The sequence below is a fragment of the Microbulbifer sp. THAF38 genome (assembly GCF_009363535.1).
Classification (GTDB): domain Bacteria; phylum Pseudomonadota; class Gammaproteobacteria; order Pseudomonadales; family Cellvibrionaceae; genus Microbulbifer.
In genome coordinates this window covers 2,921,754-2,937,185 of the sequence record NZ_CP045369.1, presented here as the reverse complement: position 1 = coordinate 2,937,185, position 15,432 = coordinate 2,921,754, and the positions used below count along the sequence as shown (strand labels likewise).

At 49.6% G+C, this 15,432-nt stretch carries 13 protein-coding genes; 11 read left to right on the top strand and 2 right to left on the bottom strand.

Going from position 1 to position 15,432, the window contains the following annotated elements:
- Positions 1–109 precede the first annotated feature (109 nt).
- The 6 genes from FIU95_RS12420 to FIU95_RS12395 all read left to right on the top strand — a co-directional run bounded on the left by FIU95_RS12420 (position 110) and on the right by FIU95_RS12395 (position 7,046).
- The gene (locus FIU95_RS12420) at positions 110–1,819 is read left to right on the top strand and encodes a hypothetical protein (RefSeq protein WP_253868609.1); all 1,710 of its coding nucleotides are present in this window, start codon (positions 110–112) and stop codon (positions 1,817–1,819) included.
- 20 nt (positions 1,820–1,839) lie between these two features.
- Positions 1,840–2,655 carry an NAD(+) diphosphatase gene (gene nudC, locus FIU95_RS12415; protein ID WP_152454080.1) on the top strand — a complete coding sequence of 272 codons (816 nt, stop codon included), beginning with the start codon at positions 1,840–1,842 and terminating at the stop codon, positions 2,653–2,655.
- Positions 2,656–2,700: 45 nt separating this feature from the next.
- The gene (locus FIU95_RS12410; RefSeq protein ID WP_152454079.1) at positions 2,701–3,351 is read left to right on the top strand and encodes a cation/multidrug efflux pump; all 651 of its coding nucleotides are present in this window, start codon (positions 2,701–2,703) and stop codon (positions 3,349–3,351) included.
- Between the two features lie 48 nt (positions 3,352–3,399).
- The gene (gene sohB, locus FIU95_RS12405) at positions 3,400–4,548 is read left to right on the top strand and encodes a protease SohB (protein ID WP_152454078.1); all 1,149 of its coding nucleotides are present in this window, start codon (positions 3,400–3,402) and stop codon (positions 4,546–4,548) included.
- Positions 4,549–4,602: 54 nt separating this feature from the next.
- Complete coding sequence (locus tag FIU95_RS12400) at positions 4,603–5,616, top strand: YhdH/YhfP family quinone oxidoreductase (RefSeq protein ID WP_152454077.1); 1,014 nt, start codon at positions 4,603–4,605, stop codon at positions 5,614–5,616.
- Positions 5,617–5,783: 167 nt separating this feature from the next.
- Positions 5,784–7,046, top strand: coding sequence for a patatin-like phospholipase family protein (locus FIU95_RS12395; protein ID WP_152454076.1), 1,263 nt, complete (start codon positions 5,784–5,786; stop codon positions 7,044–7,046).
- Between the two features lie 108 nt (positions 7,047–7,154).
- Here FIU95_RS12395 and FIU95_RS12390 read toward each other — a convergent pair whose 3' ends face one another.
- Positions 7,155–7,895: a pseudouridine synthase gene (locus FIU95_RS12390; RefSeq protein WP_152454075.1), complete on the bottom strand. Its 741-nt coding sequence runs from the start codon at positions 7,893–7,895 to the stop codon at positions 7,155–7,157.
- Between the two features lie 460 nt (positions 7,896–8,355).
- Between FIU95_RS12390 and FIU95_RS12385 the strand changes: the two genes are divergently transcribed.
- Positions 8,356–9,564, top strand: a complete 1,209-nt coding sequence (locus FIU95_RS12385) for an RtcB family protein (protein WP_152454074.1) — start codon at positions 8,356–8,358, stop codon at positions 9,562–9,564.
- A 148-nt stretch (positions 9,565–9,712) separates the two neighbouring features.
- The gene (locus tag FIU95_RS12380; RefSeq protein ID WP_152454073.1) at positions 9,713–9,937 is read left to right on the top strand and encodes a hypothetical protein; all 225 of its coding nucleotides are present in this window, start codon (positions 9,713–9,715) and stop codon (positions 9,935–9,937) included.
- Here FIU95_RS12380 and FIU95_RS12375 read toward each other — a convergent pair.
- Entirely contained in the window at positions 9,934–10,329 is a 396-nt protein-coding gene (locus FIU95_RS12375) for a YchJ family protein (RefSeq protein WP_152454072.1), read from the bottom strand. The genes FIU95_RS12380 and FIU95_RS12375 overlap by 4 nt on opposite strands.
- A 172-nt stretch (positions 10,330–10,501) precedes the next feature.
- Between FIU95_RS12375 and FIU95_RS12370 the strand changes: the two genes are divergently transcribed.
- The 3 genes from FIU95_RS12370 to FIU95_RS12360 are packed head-to-tail and all read left to right on the top strand — an operon-like array spanning position 10,502 to position 15,277.
- Positions 10,502–11,029 (top strand): TetR/AcrR family transcriptional regulator, encoded by a 528-nt coding sequence (locus tag FIU95_RS12370; protein WP_172975391.1) that lies wholly within the window; start codon positions 10,502–10,504, stop codon positions 11,027–11,029.
- A gap of 33 nt (positions 11,030–11,062) precedes the next feature.
- Positions 11,063–12,127, top strand: a complete 1,065-nt coding sequence (locus tag FIU95_RS12365) for an efflux RND transporter periplasmic adaptor subunit (protein ID WP_172975390.1) — start codon at positions 11,063–11,065, stop codon at positions 12,125–12,127.
- A gap of 42 nt (positions 12,128–12,169) precedes the next feature.
- Entirely contained in the window at positions 12,170–15,277 is a 3,108-nt protein-coding gene (locus FIU95_RS12360; RefSeq protein ID WP_152454069.1) for an efflux RND transporter permease subunit, read from the top strand.
- Positions 15,278–15,432 lie beyond the last annotated feature (155 nt).

The following is a 15,432-nucleotide window of genomic DNA, read 5'->3' as shown; positions in this document are numbered from 1 at the left end:
AAATTGTCTGAGGAAAGGTGGACTCTTTTCACTATTGGTATAAATTGCCGTTTATTAGGCCTACTCTTTTTGAGTTGGTTGTTTTTTGTTCGGTTACAGGAAGAATGCAGTGGTGCAGGCAAAAAGTGAATTGCGCAAGATCAACATCACTTCTGTCAATGTAGTCAAGGACGAGCTGGTTGTTGCGATAGACAATGCTGCCGCTCACCTGGATAAATTTGCAGCAGATACCACCCAGAAACAGTCGCTGGAGCAGTGTATTTCTGCTCTCAGGCAAGTGAGTGGGGTCTTGCAGATGGTGCAACTCCACGCGGGTGAATTACTAACGCAGGAAAAGATCGCCGCTTTAACCGAGGTTTTAGAGGGGCGCCAACAGCCTACGGAAGAACTGATGGAAGCCCTGGGTACGGGCTTTTATGTACTCGGCCGCTATCTTGATTTTGTACAGAGCCGGGCGATCGCCCGCCCCGAACTACTAATACCTTTTATTAATAATTTACGTGCAGCGCGCTCCCAGCCCCCTGTGCCGGAGAGCCATTTTTACCGCTGTAACCTCAGTGCCTCGCTACCTGGCTTAGGGGCATCGGCAGTAATGTCCGAGGATTTGCGCAGTTTTGTGCGTAGGTTTCGCCATATGTACCAAGTGGGTTTGCTGGCACTATTGCGCGGCAAGCCCAGGGGGCCGGCTTTTACCATGATGGCGCGGGCACTGGAGCGCATCGCCAGTATTACCACGGGCCGCCCCAATGGGCGTCTATGGCTGGTAGCCGGTGCGGCCCTCGGCGGCATGGCTGCTGCTGAAATGCGTATCAGCCGTTCGCGGGTAATGGTCTTCAGCATGTTTGATCGCTGGTTGCGCGCATTGCAAAAAGAGTGTGATACGGCTTTGGATCAACCGGCACCGCCGATCCTGTTAAAAGAGTGTATCTATTGGTTGGCCCTTTCTCGACCCAATGAAAGTGGGGAAAAGTTGCTTAAAGCCTTCTCAGCGGAAGAGCTTGATTACACTGAGGATGAGCTGGAGAGAGAGCGGGCAAGCCTCGGCGGCCCCGGTGCTACTGCTATTTCAGCCGTTGCCGGTGCTCTGGATGAGGAGTTGTCCAGCGTGCGACGAATGCTGGATGATATCGAGATGATCGGCGTATCAGGTCTTGATGAGGATGATGGCCTCACTAGTACCTTGCAGAGAGTCGCCGGAACATTGCAAATGCTTAACTTCAGGCGAATTGGGGAGAGCCTGCGCAACGCCGTAGCCGAGTACCAAAGTGCAGCCGGTGCTGGTGGTTCTGTTGCAGACGCTGCGCTACAGAAACTCACAGGCCAAGTCTTGATGGTGGACAGCACCGTGCGAGCCTTGAAACATAGCACCAGTATTGACCTCGATGAATATGGTCACGCCGATATTGCTTTTGAGCACAGCCAACTGGCCGAGGCTGAGGTTGCGGTGCTTAAGGAGGCCGAAGCGGGACTTGCCCTAATTAAGAGGGCGCTGGCTGCTTATGCGGATTCTGGCTTTGATCACGGCCATATTCGCAATGTCTCCACCACTCTGAATTCCGTTCGGGGCGGCTTGATCGTACTCAATCTTCGCCGTGCTGCAGCAGTGGTTGAGGGGTTGCTGAATTTTGTGGAAACCGTAGTGGATCGGCATGATGCTGCTCCCGAAGTTGAGCAGCTGCTGGATATTTTTGCCGATGCGATTATCAGCCTTGAATACTATCTCGGTGAAGTAAAACTGCATCGTCAGGCAGATGTTCAATCATTGAATCTTGCGGTGGAAAGCTTGGCAGCACTGGGTTGCCCTGTAGAAGCGGCCTAGTTGGAGAAAGGAGTCACTTTTTGGTAGATCGCTTTGAGCCCGCCGCAAATGTTTGGGAAGCCCCGGAGTTCTCCCAGCAAATTATTGTGGCAGAGGGTCTGGTTCTCTGTATTGGAGATCAGTTTATTCACGAGGCAGGTCTGCTGCCGCCTGAGGCTGTTATCTCAAGCCACTATCTCGGTGAGTTAGGCGGCCACAGTTGCGGCGTTCGAGTTTTATCTGCTCAGTTCGAGATTCGGGGGCACAACTGGCGCAATCTGCGCAGTTTGCTCACTGCTACCGAGGAGCATTTATTTGCCCTGGCTGGGCGGGCACTACAGGTCGCCTACTGGGATCGCGATCACCGTTTTTGTGGACGTTGCGGTACGCCAACACATTACCATTCCATTGATCGCGCTAGGACCTGTTCAAGCTGTCAGTTGACGGTTTATCCGAGAATTTCTCCCTGCGTCATTATGTTGGTGACCCGCGGGGAGGAATGCCTGCTGGCCCGTCATGCCAATCGTAGAAATATCACTTATACCGCGCTGGCTGGATTTATCGAGCCGGGGGAGAGCGCTGAACAAGCTTTGAAGCGGGAAGTCAGGGAAGAGGTTGGGCTTGAAGTTGGAAACCTTAAGTATGTCGGCAGTCAGCCTTGGCCTTTCCCCGGTCAGTTGATGTTGGGATATTTGGCCGAGTGGCAGGGGGGCGAGCTCTGCCCCGATCCGAATGAGATTGAGGAGGCACAGTGGTTTCATTATCGTTCTCTACCCGCCATTCCGCCGGTGCAAACTTTATCCGGACAGTTGATCCATACCTTTTCCAACTTAATGACAACTGGAAAGAAGTCGTAAACCTTCTGTTCCTACAGAATTAGCAGAGAGGAGTTAAATATCGACATGTATATCGTGATTACCTTCCTAATAGCTATAGTGGCACTGCTCCTCGTTTTTTGGGGCGCGAGAGTGTTGTTGGGGGGCACTTGGGTGATGGGGTTTTTGCGGGGTTCTGTTGGGCTGGTTTTTTTTGGTTTAGCACTCTGGATCGTTTTGGTTGCAGCAGATGTATACAGCTATCGAAACCTAGCCAATGAGCAAAGTGTTGGTATCGTGTCATTTAGAAAAATTGCTGAGCAGCAGTTTGAAGTGAAATTTTCTGATGCCGATGGTATTTCGCAAAAGTTTGAATTATACGGTGACCAATGGCAGCTGGATGCCCGTATGCTGAAGTGGCAAGGGCCTTTGGCGCGCTGGGGTATTGAGCCTGCTTACCGATTGGATCGCCTGAGCGGCCGCTACCTTACTTTGCAAGATGAACGAATTCGTGAACGCTCTGTACATCAAATTGATGGCACCAATTATGGCGTCGATATTTGGCAATTTGTGCGTGGCTTTGATAAAAATCTGCCTTTCGTTGACGCGGTTTATGGAAGCGCAACCTTTCTGCCCATGGAAGACGGTGCAGTTTACGAAGTGCGTATCAGTCACGGTGGCTTATTGGCGCGTCCATTAAATCAGCAGGCGACCTCTGCCTTAGATGGTTGGCAGTAGGGTGGCTTAATAATTATCAAAATTGCATGGCAGCAATCTGGAGTATAAGTGGAATTTTTAATTGAATACGGCCTTTTCTTGGCAAAAATTGTTACCGTTATCGTAGCTCTAATGGTATTGGTGGGGTTTATTTTTGCTAATCGTGAGCAACTGAAGGAAAGGGTGCAGGGACATATCAGTGTTACTCGCTTGAATGATCGCTATGAGCAGTTTAAAGAGACTTTGCTCGAAGCTTTGATGGAAAAACACGAATTTAATCAGCGTAAAAAACAGCTTGCTAAAGAGAAAAAAGCTGAAGAGAAGGCGCTGGTAAAGCGGCATAAGGCAGCGGCGAAAGAGAAAGCGTCCAAGGGAGGCTCAGTGGCTGAGACAAAAGAGCCGCAGACGGATACAGCTTCTGAAGCGCCTGAAAAAGCTGCCGACTCGATGGGTGAACGCAAACGCATTTTTGTAACCCACTTCAATGGTGACATTAAAGCCAGTGGCCTATCGCACTTGCGTGAGGAAATAACCGCTATTCTACAAGTGGCTGAAGCGGGTGATGAAGTATTGCTTTGCCTGGAAAGCCCTGGGGGAATGGTGGCCAATTACGGATTAGCGGCAAGTCAGTTGGCCCGGGTCCGAAGTGCGGGCATTCAGCTCACCATTGCGGTTGATAAGGTTGCGGCCAGTGGGGGCTATATGATGGCCTGTGTGGCAGATAGAATTCTTGCTGCGCCCTTCGCTATGCTCGGGTCTATTGGTGTATTGGCGCAACTGCCTAACTTTAATCGCTTGCTCAAACGCCACGATGTGGACTATGAGCTTTTCACTGCAGGTGAATTCAAGCGCACAGTCACTATGTTTGGGGAAAATACCGAAGAGGGACGTGAGAAGTTCCAGAGTGATCTGGAGGAAATACACGTACTTTTCCAGCACTTTATCAGCGAATATCGCCCCAAACTCGATGTTGCCAAGGTGGCGACAGGAGAGGTTTGGTTCGGACAAAAAGCCCTCGCAATGGGGCTAGTGGATGAGCTGAAAACCTCCGATGAATACCTGACAGATTGTGCAAAACATGCGGACCTGTTTCAGGTGGAATATAAAGAAAAGAAAAATATCGCCAAGAAAATGGGATTGGCAGCTGAGGCAGGTGTAGAGTCGGCCTTGACACGTCTATTCTCAAAATTAACCGCTTGGCGTCACCACGCTCAGTAATGGAATGCTGATAGGGCAACCTAACGGAATATCTGTCATTAGGATAATGCAGGCATGAAAAACTTTCTGGACAGGGAGTTTCGAGCGATTCGTGTGGAAGAGGTTGCCGCCGGGAAATTTGACCAGTTTCTGGTAAATCGACACATTCGTGATTTACCGAGCAATCCTTTGTTACTTAGCGTTTCTTATTCTTCTTTGAATTATAAGGATGCCATGTCTGCATTTGGCAACCGCAGTATTACCAGAGAGTATCCGCATACTCCTGGGATAGATGCGGTTGGCACGGTGCTAGAAGACCACAGTGGTACTTTTGCCCCAGGTGCCGAATTGCTGGTCACAGGTTATGATTTGGGCATGAATACGCCCGGTGGGCTCTCGGAAATTATTGCTATCCCTTGCGAATGGGCGCTGCCTCTTCCAAAAGGACTCAGCAATAGGGAGTCAATGGCGTTGGGCACTGCGGGGCTCACTGCTGCCCTTTGTGTTGATCGTCTCTTGGAAGCCGGTGCTACACCAGAAGATGGTGAGGTATTGGTCTCGGGCGCTACTGGTGGGGTGGGCTCAATTGCGGTCGCTCTCCTCACTAAGTTGGGCTTTCGTGTAGCTGCGGTTACAGGCAAGCTTGAAGCGGCTGACTTTCTGACCGAACTGGGTGCCTGGAAGGTTCTTGACCGAGATACTCTTGCGCCATTTGCCAATAAGGCTATGGCCAAGCCTTTGTGGGCTTGGGCAATAGACACCGTCGGCGGAGAAACACTTTTCAATGTGGTGAAATCTCTGGCGTATGGTGGTGGCGTAGCGGCCTGTGGTATGGCCTCTGGTGCTCAGTTTCATGCCAACGTATTCCCTTTTATTTTGCGCGGCATCAGCCTACTGGGCGTCGATAGTGTGGAGCTGCCAATAGAGAATAAATCCGCTGTATGGCAAAAGTTGGCTGGCCCTTGGTATATCGGCGACAAGTTAAAACTTATTGCTGAGGATATATCACTAGAGCAGGCGCCGGAATTCCTTGCGCGGCTCCACCGAGGGCATGGTATTGGTCGCTACGTTGTCAATATGGCTCTTTAGAGACATTGCGGAATAGTTCAGAGGCTTCCTGGATAACTGCGACCGGGCGGGTGATTGATTGTCCTGTGTCACTGTATATAAGTAATGGTATTTGTCTGTGCTTGTGCTTTTCAATAGCCTTAAAGCCAATAGCATGATTTATAGCCTGTTTCTGTTGGAAGATTACAGTGTCTAAAGGTAGCGAAAAGTCCCTGGTTCCTGTTCAGAACAGTGCGTTAGTACTCTCGGGTGGCGGCGCCCGTGCCGCTTATCAGGCTGGTGTTCTCAAAGCCTTGGCTGAAGTGGTGCCCGAAGATAATCCCCGGCCTTTTAGAATCATTTGTGGTACATCAGCTGGCGCTATGAATGCCATGATGTTGGCGGCCCATCCTGGCACATTTAAAGAAGCGATTGAGAGCATGTGCTCTGTGTGGATGAGCCTGAGTGTGGAGCGGGTGTATCGCACCAGCTGGTTTAGCCTTTTTAGTAACTTGTTGTCGATCAGTCGGTCACTGTTCAACCAGGGGGTGGGTCGACAAAAACCTCTCGCACTACTCGATAATTCCCCTTTGCGTAAGCTGCTCGGGGACGTAATCGATTTTAATAATATTCAAAAAAATATAGATGCGGGCCACCTGCATGCAACTTGTATTAATGCGCTTTCCTATAGCGAAGGTGAATCGGTAAGCTTTTATCAGGCTGCCGATGGCGTAAGAAGCTGGCAGCGCTTTCGCCGTTTCGGAATTTCCACGCAGTTGACCGTAGATCATTTATTGGCCTCTGCAGCAATTCCTGCAATATTTCCCGCAGTAAAAATCAATGATATTTATTACTGTGATGGCGCAATTCGCCAGATGGCACCTATTAGCCCAGCGCTCCATCTTGGTGCCAAACGGGTTTTTATTGTTGGTGTTTCCGATAACCGTTCGCCAGTTCACTGGGGCAGTCGGCGTAGCGATAACCAGGTTCACTCTCCTTCAATGGCCCAAATTGCCGCTCAGTGGTTCAATGCGGCTTTCATTGACAGCTTGGAGGGTGACCTTGAGCATATGGATCGGGTCAATACTTTGCTGGATTCTGTCGATGAAGATAAGTTTGCGGATCTGTCCCCTCTGCGACCGGTGGAATCGGTCGTTATTGAGCCCTCACAGAGCCTCGCCAGGCTGGGTGGGAGAAAATTAAAGTACCTACCGCCGGCGTTGCGCTGGTTGTTTCGCTCCACCGGGGCGACCCGTTCCGGAGGTGGGGTCTCTGCGGCGAGTTATTTGCTTTTTGAGAGGCCCTATATTGAGGAGTTGATTGAGCTCGGCTACCAGGACGCAATGTGGGAGAAAGATAAATTACGTTATTTTTTGAGGCCGCAACCCAGGCTTGAGGTTGAGCGAAAAGGTCTCTTCGGGGTCCGAAAGAAAGGAGCAGAGGATCAGATCGGGCAAGGAGATATTTCCTAACATCTTTTGGTTTCGTAAAGGGGCTTCAAAGGTGCTCATTTTTTCTAATCTAACGGAAATTCGTTGTGATTGTGTTGCTCGTCTCTTTTAAAATTCAACACTCTTGATTTAATGATTTATTGCTTCACTCCAACCCAGTAATTCCATCAGCTTCTTAAATTCTCCACGTGGCTCGGCTCGTAATGCTAGTAATGTATCGCTCACGGGGTGTCTTATCTCTAATTTTACGGCGTGTAAAAGTAGTCTCTTGCAATCAAATTGAAGGGAAAAGAATCGGTTGTGGGAAGACTTCCCGTATTTGGGGCAGCCAATCAGTGGATGTTGGATATGCTTGAAATGTCTTCGGATCTGATGCCGGCGGCCGGTTTTTAATTGTACCTCTACCAGTGAATAACGGCTGGTAGGATACCGGTCCACTGCATAGGGTAACTCCACGGTGGCAAGTCTGCGAAAAAGGGTAATGGCCTCTTGGCGGGGGAGTTCGGATTTGGGGCGTTTTCTCTGATGCTTAAAGTCTGCTACTGGAGGGAGTGGGTAATCGATGGTCTCTTGCTCGGGGCAATAGCCACGACACACGGCAAGATATTGTTTAAGAGAATATTCACTTTCCAGCTGTTGCTGTAACCGGGCGGCGACTTCACTGCTCTTGCCAAAGATGATGATTCCGGATGTAGGCTTGTCTAGCCTATGTACCGGATATAAATGATAACCACTAAGATCGCGTAAGTATTGCAGGAGAATACGCGTCTCATGGCGGTCTATCTCTGAGCGGTGAACGAGCCAACCTTCGGGCTTGTAAGCAGCAAGTAAATGTTCGTCTTCAAAGATTATTTCTGGTTCACAACTCATTGTTCGATCTGATAAGAGCGCTTTGGCTGAACGCCTAGTGTATTGCTGTGGAGCGTTGAGTGCATTTAAAAATTTTGGTCGGCACTGGTGATTCATGTATCGGTGGATGCCTTCAAGAAAAAATTACCAACAAGAAATCGAAATTTAGGTTGACATCCTAGGGCTAGGCAATAAACTTTGCAGTAGATTTCATTGCTGGCTAGAAAGTATTTGGTGCTGGCATATTTTTTTAGTAAATATTCTTCTTTTAAACGTGGAACGCAGCCACGAAGGGGTCATGAAATGCGAAATGTGGATACTAACAACCTGTTTTTTTAATCGCTTTTCATGTGCTTCAGCTTGAAAAGCAATTGAGCTTTTCAAGCCAGAATCCTCTAGAGCCCTGGCATTTGCCGGGGCTTTTTCGTTTAGGGCTTTGGAGAGCTTTTACTGATTTATTGGATCAATCCAAGGACCCTATATGCCTGTAAAAATTGTGCTAAATAAAAATGCACCGCAAGGTAGTGTGCCGGTAAAAATATATACTGACGAAATCGAGCCACAGGCCTTACAGCAGCTAAAAAATATCGCTCAGTTACCCATCATTCACTCGCACGTGGCAGCAATGCCTGATGTGCATTTGGGTAAGGGAGCAACCGTTGGCTCGGTCATTCCAACAGTGAGCGCGGTAATCCCATCGGCGGTAGGAGTGGATATAGGCTGCGGAATGAATGCAGTGCGAACTTCGTTACATGCCCATCAGTTGCCAGACAACCTGAAAGCATTGCGGGAGGCCATTGAGGTGAAAGTACCCATTGGACAGGGTCGTCACAAGATGATCAGTGCCAGGGAATCTGCCTGCAAACTTTTAGCTCCCGGTGTGGATAGGTTGTTTGAAAAGCATCCTGGGCTTTTGAAAAAGCTGCATCAGCCCCAAAAAACCTGGGTTACCCAGATGGGGACTCTGGGTGGCGGCAATCATTTTATTGAAATTTGTTTGGATGAAAACAATGCAGTTTGGGTGATGCTGCATTCAGGCAGCCGAGGAATTGGCAATGCCATTGGGCAGCACTTTATTCAGTTGGCTCGAAAGGATATGACGGGGCATATGCATAATCTGCCAGATAAAGACTTGGCTTACTTTTCCGAAGGTAACCTCCATTTTGAGGATTACATCCAGGCGGTAAATTGGGCCCAGGAGTACGCTCGAACCAATCGGCAGGAGATGATGAAGCTGGTTTTGAATTGCCTGAAAAATCACTTGCCAAAATTTACCCTGACCAGTGAGGCAATTAACTGTCATCACAATTATGTGATGCGCGAGCGCCATTTTGAACGGGATGTATTTGTAACCCGTAAAGGGGCGATCAGTGCGAAAAAAGATCAGTTGGGAATTATTCCGGGCTCAATGGGTGCTAAGTCCTATATTGTGCGTGGGCGTGGGAATGCTGAATCGTTCCACTCATGCGCCCATGGTGCTGGCCGTAAAATGAGTCGTACCGCGGCACGCCAGAGATTTACCCGGCAGGATCTTGAAGAGCAGACTAGGGGCGTTCAATGCCGTAAAGACAAGGGAGTGATCGATGAGATTCCAGCGGCTTATAAAGATATAGACCGAGTTATGGATAATCAGTCAGATCTTGTTGAAGTGGAGCATACACTGCGTCAGGTGATATGTATTAAGGGTTAGGATTTTTGTTGGTAGGAACTATTAGGAGGCGCTATTTGTAGGAGTTGTTATTTGATGAAGCATAGGTCGGTTAATTGGCCGAACTTTCAGGAAAATATTTCCACTTTTGGTACTTGGCTGCCAAATGTTTCGAAATAGGAGAATGTTAATGAAAAAAATCCCGCCTAAGACGACTGGGAAAATCCGTAATTATGTTGCTCGTAACCCATTAATGGGCAAGGGCGGCGCTCATGTGAAGGCGAAGTCAGGAGAGCGTTTTGCTGGTAAGCAAAAAATGAGGAGGGAGGCGCGGGAGTGGAAAAGCTCCCGCGATATTTCCCCGCTTGTAGCTGTGGCTAGCTGTATGTTTCCGCCGATTCTTACCGGTTGTTAATTTTTGCCTTCTTCTGGCCAACCGGGGAGCGCCTCCAGGTAAACCCATCTCTTTTTGTAAAGCTTGAACAGGGATACTTCATGAATTACATGTTCCTGCTCATTCTCTAAATACCAAGCCTTAAATTCCACCACCGACTTTTTCAAACCAGGTTTAGTCTTGATGACTTCCAAGCGGGTCCACTGGGTTTCCAGATCCTCTTGGGAAAGATCGGGATAAGTGTCTGGGTGCCAGGTTTTACGCAAATAGGCCAGGTTCCCCATCGCATAAGCGCTGTAACGACTGCGCATTAGAGTCTCTGCAGTATTGGGATAGGCTTGCCCCGAGAGGTAGAGGTTGCAGCAACCTTGAAACTTCTTACCTGAGCCGCAGGGGCAGGTATGATCCGTCATAAATAACTCCATAGCAGAACCGGGAATTTTCGTTCATTCGGTCATCGTGGTTTCGTAAACACTTATTAACCTTGCTTGACGGTGACAGAGGGTAGCATAGCTTGACCTTTTTCATGGGAACGCTAAGATACCGACCAGCCGGTTGGTTTGTTGGGTGTGTCCGGGAGGTCATGTGTCGAGAGTCGATAAATCTGCCATTGTTCGCGCTGCCGAAGAGGTGGTTCGAGAGAAGGGCGCGCGTAAGCTCACCCTGGATGCAGTGGCTGCCCAGTGCGGGTTGAGTAAAGGTGGTCTAATCCACCACTTTAGGACCAAGCAGTCACTTCTTAAGGCGATGTTGGAGTCGGCGATTGCCAGGGAGGATGCCACTGCTGAGTCTTGTGCTATGGCGGGCGGTGACCTGCTTACCTGTCGATTGAGTTCCATTTTCGAACTAATGGAAGATGACGAGGGGTTGCCACGATCGCTAATTGCGGCAGTAGCCGAAGACCCGGCGCTTCTCGAGCCTGTAAAAACAAAGGAAGCGGAGCTTCGGAGTGAAATCTCCCGAACCTATAAAGACCCCGAACTGGCTCAACTGTTGATTCTTGCCGCCCAAGGTTTGTTCTTTGGGCGCGTGTTGGGTGTTGTGGAGCCTGAAGATCCGATGCTCGACCGCTTACGTGAACGTTTGTTGATGCTTTCTGCAGATCTCGCCTGATTTTTTTCTTAAACACGCTTTTGGATGACGAATATGAAATTGTCGGTAAGTTCTCGTGCCCCCCTGGCCCTTTTAATGGCGGCGGTGGTCATTCTTGCGGGCTGCTCCGGCTCGGAAAAAGAGGAGCAACAGGCCGAAAGACTCTGGCCTGTAAAAGTCGCTACAGTCCAGAGCACAAACAAAGTTGCAGATCGCCAATTTGCCGGCAGGGTGAAAGCGGTGCAAAGCGTGGACCTTTCTTTTCAGGTGGGCGGTAAGCTCGATAAGTTAAATCTACGCGAAGGGGAGATCATCCCCAAAGGTACCTTAATTGCGGAGCTTGATGATAGGGATTATCGGCGCCGGGTAAAGGAGGCTCGCGTGAATGTTGAGCTCTTGGAAAAAACACTGAATAGACAGCGTTCCCTGGCAAATTCGAAAGTGATTTCCCAGCAGCAGCTGGATGAAACCGAGAGTAATTTTGATCTTGCCAAAGTGACACTGGAAAGAGCAGAGCAGGATTTGGCTTATACCAAGTTGACAGCCCCCTTTGATGCGTTGGCCACACGGCAACTCGTTGAAAATTATACCAATGTTCAACCTGGTCAGCCGATTGTGCGTTTGCAGAATATTTCTGAGGTGCGTATCCAGATTTCCGTTCCGGAAAAACTACTGGCCACTGTCAACGAAGAGCAGATCAGCTCAGCACTTGCAGAATTTGAATTCCTGCCGGGCAAGCAGTTTGCTTTGAAATACCGTGAACACCAAGCGGAAGCCGACAGCGTGACACAGACTTACGCCGTGGAGCTGGGAATGCCGCGACCGCAGAATGTTCAGATTCTTCCCGGCATGACAGCCCGGGTTACCGTCAAAATGAAGGAAGGTAGTGGAGATTTCTGGATTCCTCTGGCAGCTGTGCAGAGCAGCAGTGGAGGTGAGCCCTATGTCTGGCAAATTAATAAAGATCAATCTGTTTCCAAAGTTCAAGTGGCCCTCGGCCGCACAAATGGTGAGGCAGTACAAATCATTCAGGGCTTGTCACCGGCAATGAAGCTGGTGGCCGCGGGCGGTCAGCACCTCTATGACGGTGCAAAAGTTCGCAATTATGTACAGCACTGATTTGTCTGTGAGCTCTGGCCCTGTGAACAGGGGGGAAATATTGTGAAGATTTCTGACGTATTTATTGAAAAGCCGGTTTACAGCTGGCTTTTTATGTTGATTTGCCTAATCGGCGGACTTTGGGGGCTATCGGATATTGGTCGCCTGGAAGACCCGGCCTTTACCATCAAAGAAGCCCGAGTCTTTACCCTCTATCCCGGTGCCAGTGCCCAGCGAGTGGAAGAGGAAGTTACAGAGAAGCTCGAAGTCGCTATCCAGCAAATGGGACAGCTGGATCTGGTTACCTCTACATCCAGTCCGGGCATGTCGGAGGTTCGTGTAAAGATCAAGGACCAGTATGCTTCAGCAGAATTGGCCCAGGTATGGGATGAGTTGCGGCGTAAGGTCAACGATGCCCAAAGAGACCTCCCAAGTGGAGCTTATCCTTCGGTGGTCAATGATGACTTCGGTGAGGTTTTTGGCATTTATTACGCGATTACCGGTGAGGGTTTTTCCCTGACGGAAATGCGTGAGATCACCAAAGCGATTCGCCGTGAATTGCTTGGTGTAGAGGGAGTTGCAAAAGTATCCCGCTCCGGGATTATTGATGAAGTCGCCTATTTAGATATTGATGAATCCCGACTCGCTCAGTTTGGTTTTTCTCTTGACGACTTGGCCCAGGTCCTGCAATCGGAAAGTTCTACGCAAAAAGTAGGGGAAATTGGTGGCCAGGATTTACGTACCCGCATCCTAGTGGATAATCCTGCGAGTGATTTGGAGTCTATTCGCAATATTCTTGTGGGAGTGCCCGGTTCTACGGCAATGTTGGCTATCAGGGATATCGCGGATATCTCGATGGGATACGATGAAAGCCCGAGTTTTATTGCCCGTTATGATGGCAAGCAGGCCGTATTACTTGGTGTAGCAGGTGCTGAAAATACCAATATTGTTAATGTTGGTAAGGCTGTAGAGGCAAAACTTGAAGAGATAAAGCAGGCACTGCCACTGGGGGTGGAAATTCACCCGGTTTATGCGCAGCACCAGGTGGTAGAAGAAAGTGTCGATGGCTTTTTGTTTAACCTCGTCTCTTCAGTTGTCATCGTTACCCTAGTGCTCTGTGTTTTTATGGGCTGGCGCTCCGGCGTGGTGGTGGGTACTGTGCTTGGCCTAACGGTTCTGGGAACCGTACTGATCATGAACCTGTTCGGTTTAAACCTGCAGAGGATTTCCCTCGGTGCCCTTATCATTGCCATGGGCATGTTGGTTGACAATGCTATCGTGGTGGCTGAAGGCATGCTGATGGGGGTTCAGAGAAATGAAGAGCCCAAGAGTGCTGCCAGCAGGGTGGTGCGTCAGACATTCTGGCCACTCCTGGGTGCCACCGTTATTGGTATTATGGCGTTTTCCGGTATCGGGCTATCTGACGATGCCACTGGTGAATTCCTCTTCTCTCTGTTTGCCGTGATCGGTATATCGCTGCTGCTCAGCTGGATTCTCGCTGTCACGGTAACTCCCTATTTAGGCTACCACTTGTTCAAGCCCAGCAAGGACTCGGATTCGGAAGATCCTTATAACGGTCGCTTTTACAATATGTATTCCGGCGCCCTGGCCGGTGCGCTGAAGCGCCGCGGTCTGACGATCGGTTTGCTGGTTGTAGTTACTCTGGTGAGCTACTTCGCCTTTGGGTTTGTGAAGCAGGGATTCTTCCCGAACTCCAATGCTCCACTGTTCTATGTGAATTACTACATGCCGCAGGGTAGTGATATCAATCGCACAGATAAGGCACTTCAACTTGCAACTGAATATTTTAAAGAGCAGGAGGAAGTGGTTTCTGTTACGGCTGTTGCGGGTCGTGGAGCAGATCGCTTTATGCTGACTTATGCTCCTGAGCCCCCCAACGCCTCCTATGGCCAGTTGATTGTTCGTGCCCAGAAGCGCGAGCAAATCCCTCAGCTAATAGAGAAAGCTAAGGCGCAATTACGTGAAGAGCAGCCGGAAGCGCTGATCACCTTTAAGCGTTTAGTGTTTGGCCCCGGTGGGGGCGCCGATGTGGAGGTGCGAATTTCTGGTCAGGACTTTCAGAAGTTGCGTGCGCTTGCGCAGGATGTTGAGCAGCAATTCCGTGAAAAGGGGCTCGAAGATATCCGCCACGATTGGCGCGGTCGCGAGACCACAATTCATGCACATCTTGATGATGAGCGCGCTCGTGTAGCCGGTGTCACGAATACCGATATTAGTCGGATGATTCAATTTGCTACTGCCGGTTATACGGTAGGTGATTTCGAGAGCGGCGATCGCATTATCCCCATTATTGCGCGTATGCCAGCGGGGGATAGGAACCAAGTGGGTTCTCTGGAAGACCGCCTGGTATGGAGTCCCAATGAACAGGGATATATTCCTGCGGGACAATTGATCACCGATTTTGAGGTTACCGCCGATGAGGGTCTGATCCAAAGGCGCGATCGGGTTCCCACTATTACAGTGAGTGCCGATGCACCGGAAGGCGTGACAGCGATGACCGCTTTTAGCCAAATTCGCCCTTGGGTGGAGAGCATGCAGTTACCACCTGGCTTTAAAGTGGAGTTTGGTGGTGAATATGAAAGCTCTACCGATGCGCAGAAGTCTCTTGGTAAAGGCTTGCCGCTAGGCTTCCTGATCATGATTCTGGTATCAATCTTGTTGTTCGGTACCGTTCGCGAACCTGTGATTATCTGGCTGGTGGTTCCCATGTGTTTGGTGGGGGTGGTCGTAGGCTTGTTGGCCACCGGATTGCCGTTTGGGTTTATGTCCCTGCTTGGCGTACTGAGCTTATCCGGAATGCTGATTAAAAACGCTGTGGTTTTGGTGGATGAGATTGAAGCGCAAACTCATGCCGGACTGCCCAGGCTAACCGCAATTCAGCGTGCCAGCGTAAGTCGTTTACGCCCGGTATTCCTCGCAGCGGTCACCACTATTTTGGGAATGTCTCCGCTATTGTTTGATGCATTCTTTGCGGATATGGCTGTAACTATTATGGGGGGACTGGGCTTTGCTACAGTGCTAACCCTGATTGCTATCCCGGTTTTCTATGCAGTTTTCCACAAAGTGAAACCTAACGAGGTAGAAGGTAGTTCGCCCGAAGAAATAGCTAGGCCCAAAAAGGCTTCTTCAGGAGAGCCGGTTTCTGCATAGCAACTGAAGTGTACTCTAATATAGTTTGATCTTTAGATATTCCACACAACGCTACCAGGGTGTTGTGTGGAATTATCTCTCTCTCCATTTTTTCCAGCTCTCTAGGTGGATACCTTTACCACTATTATTTTTCTTGAGTCTAAATTACATTTTGT

Bases quoted from the DNA above. Each gene is read 5' to 3' on its own strand.
- FIU95_RS12390 (WP_152454075.1), bottom strand. From the start codon at position 7,895: ATGAGTTGTGAACCAGAAATAATCTTTGAAGACGAACATTTACTTGCT.
- FIU95_RS12385 (WP_152454074.1), top strand. From the start codon at position 8,356: ATGCCTGTAAAAATTGTGCTAAATAAAAATGCACCGCAAGGTAGTGTG.
- FIU95_RS12365 (WP_172975390.1), top strand. From the start codon at position 11,063: ATGAAATTGTCGGTAAGTTCTCGTGCCCCCCTGGCCCTTTTAATGGCG.
- FIU95_RS12375 (WP_152454072.1), bottom strand. From the start codon at position 10,329: ATGACGGATCATACCTGCCCCTGCGGCTCAGGTAAGAAGTTTCAAGGT.
- FIU95_RS12410 (WP_152454079.1), top strand. From the start codon at position 2,701: ATGTATATCGTGATTACCTTCCTAATAGCTATAGTGGCACTGCTCCTC.
- FIU95_RS12400 (WP_152454077.1), top strand. From the start codon at position 4,603: ATGAAAAACTTTCTGGACAGGGAGTTTCGAGCGATTCGTGTGGAAGAG.
- FIU95_RS12380 (WP_152454073.1), top strand. From the start codon at position 9,713: ATGAAAAAAATCCCGCCTAAGACGACTGGGAAAATCCGTAATTATGTT.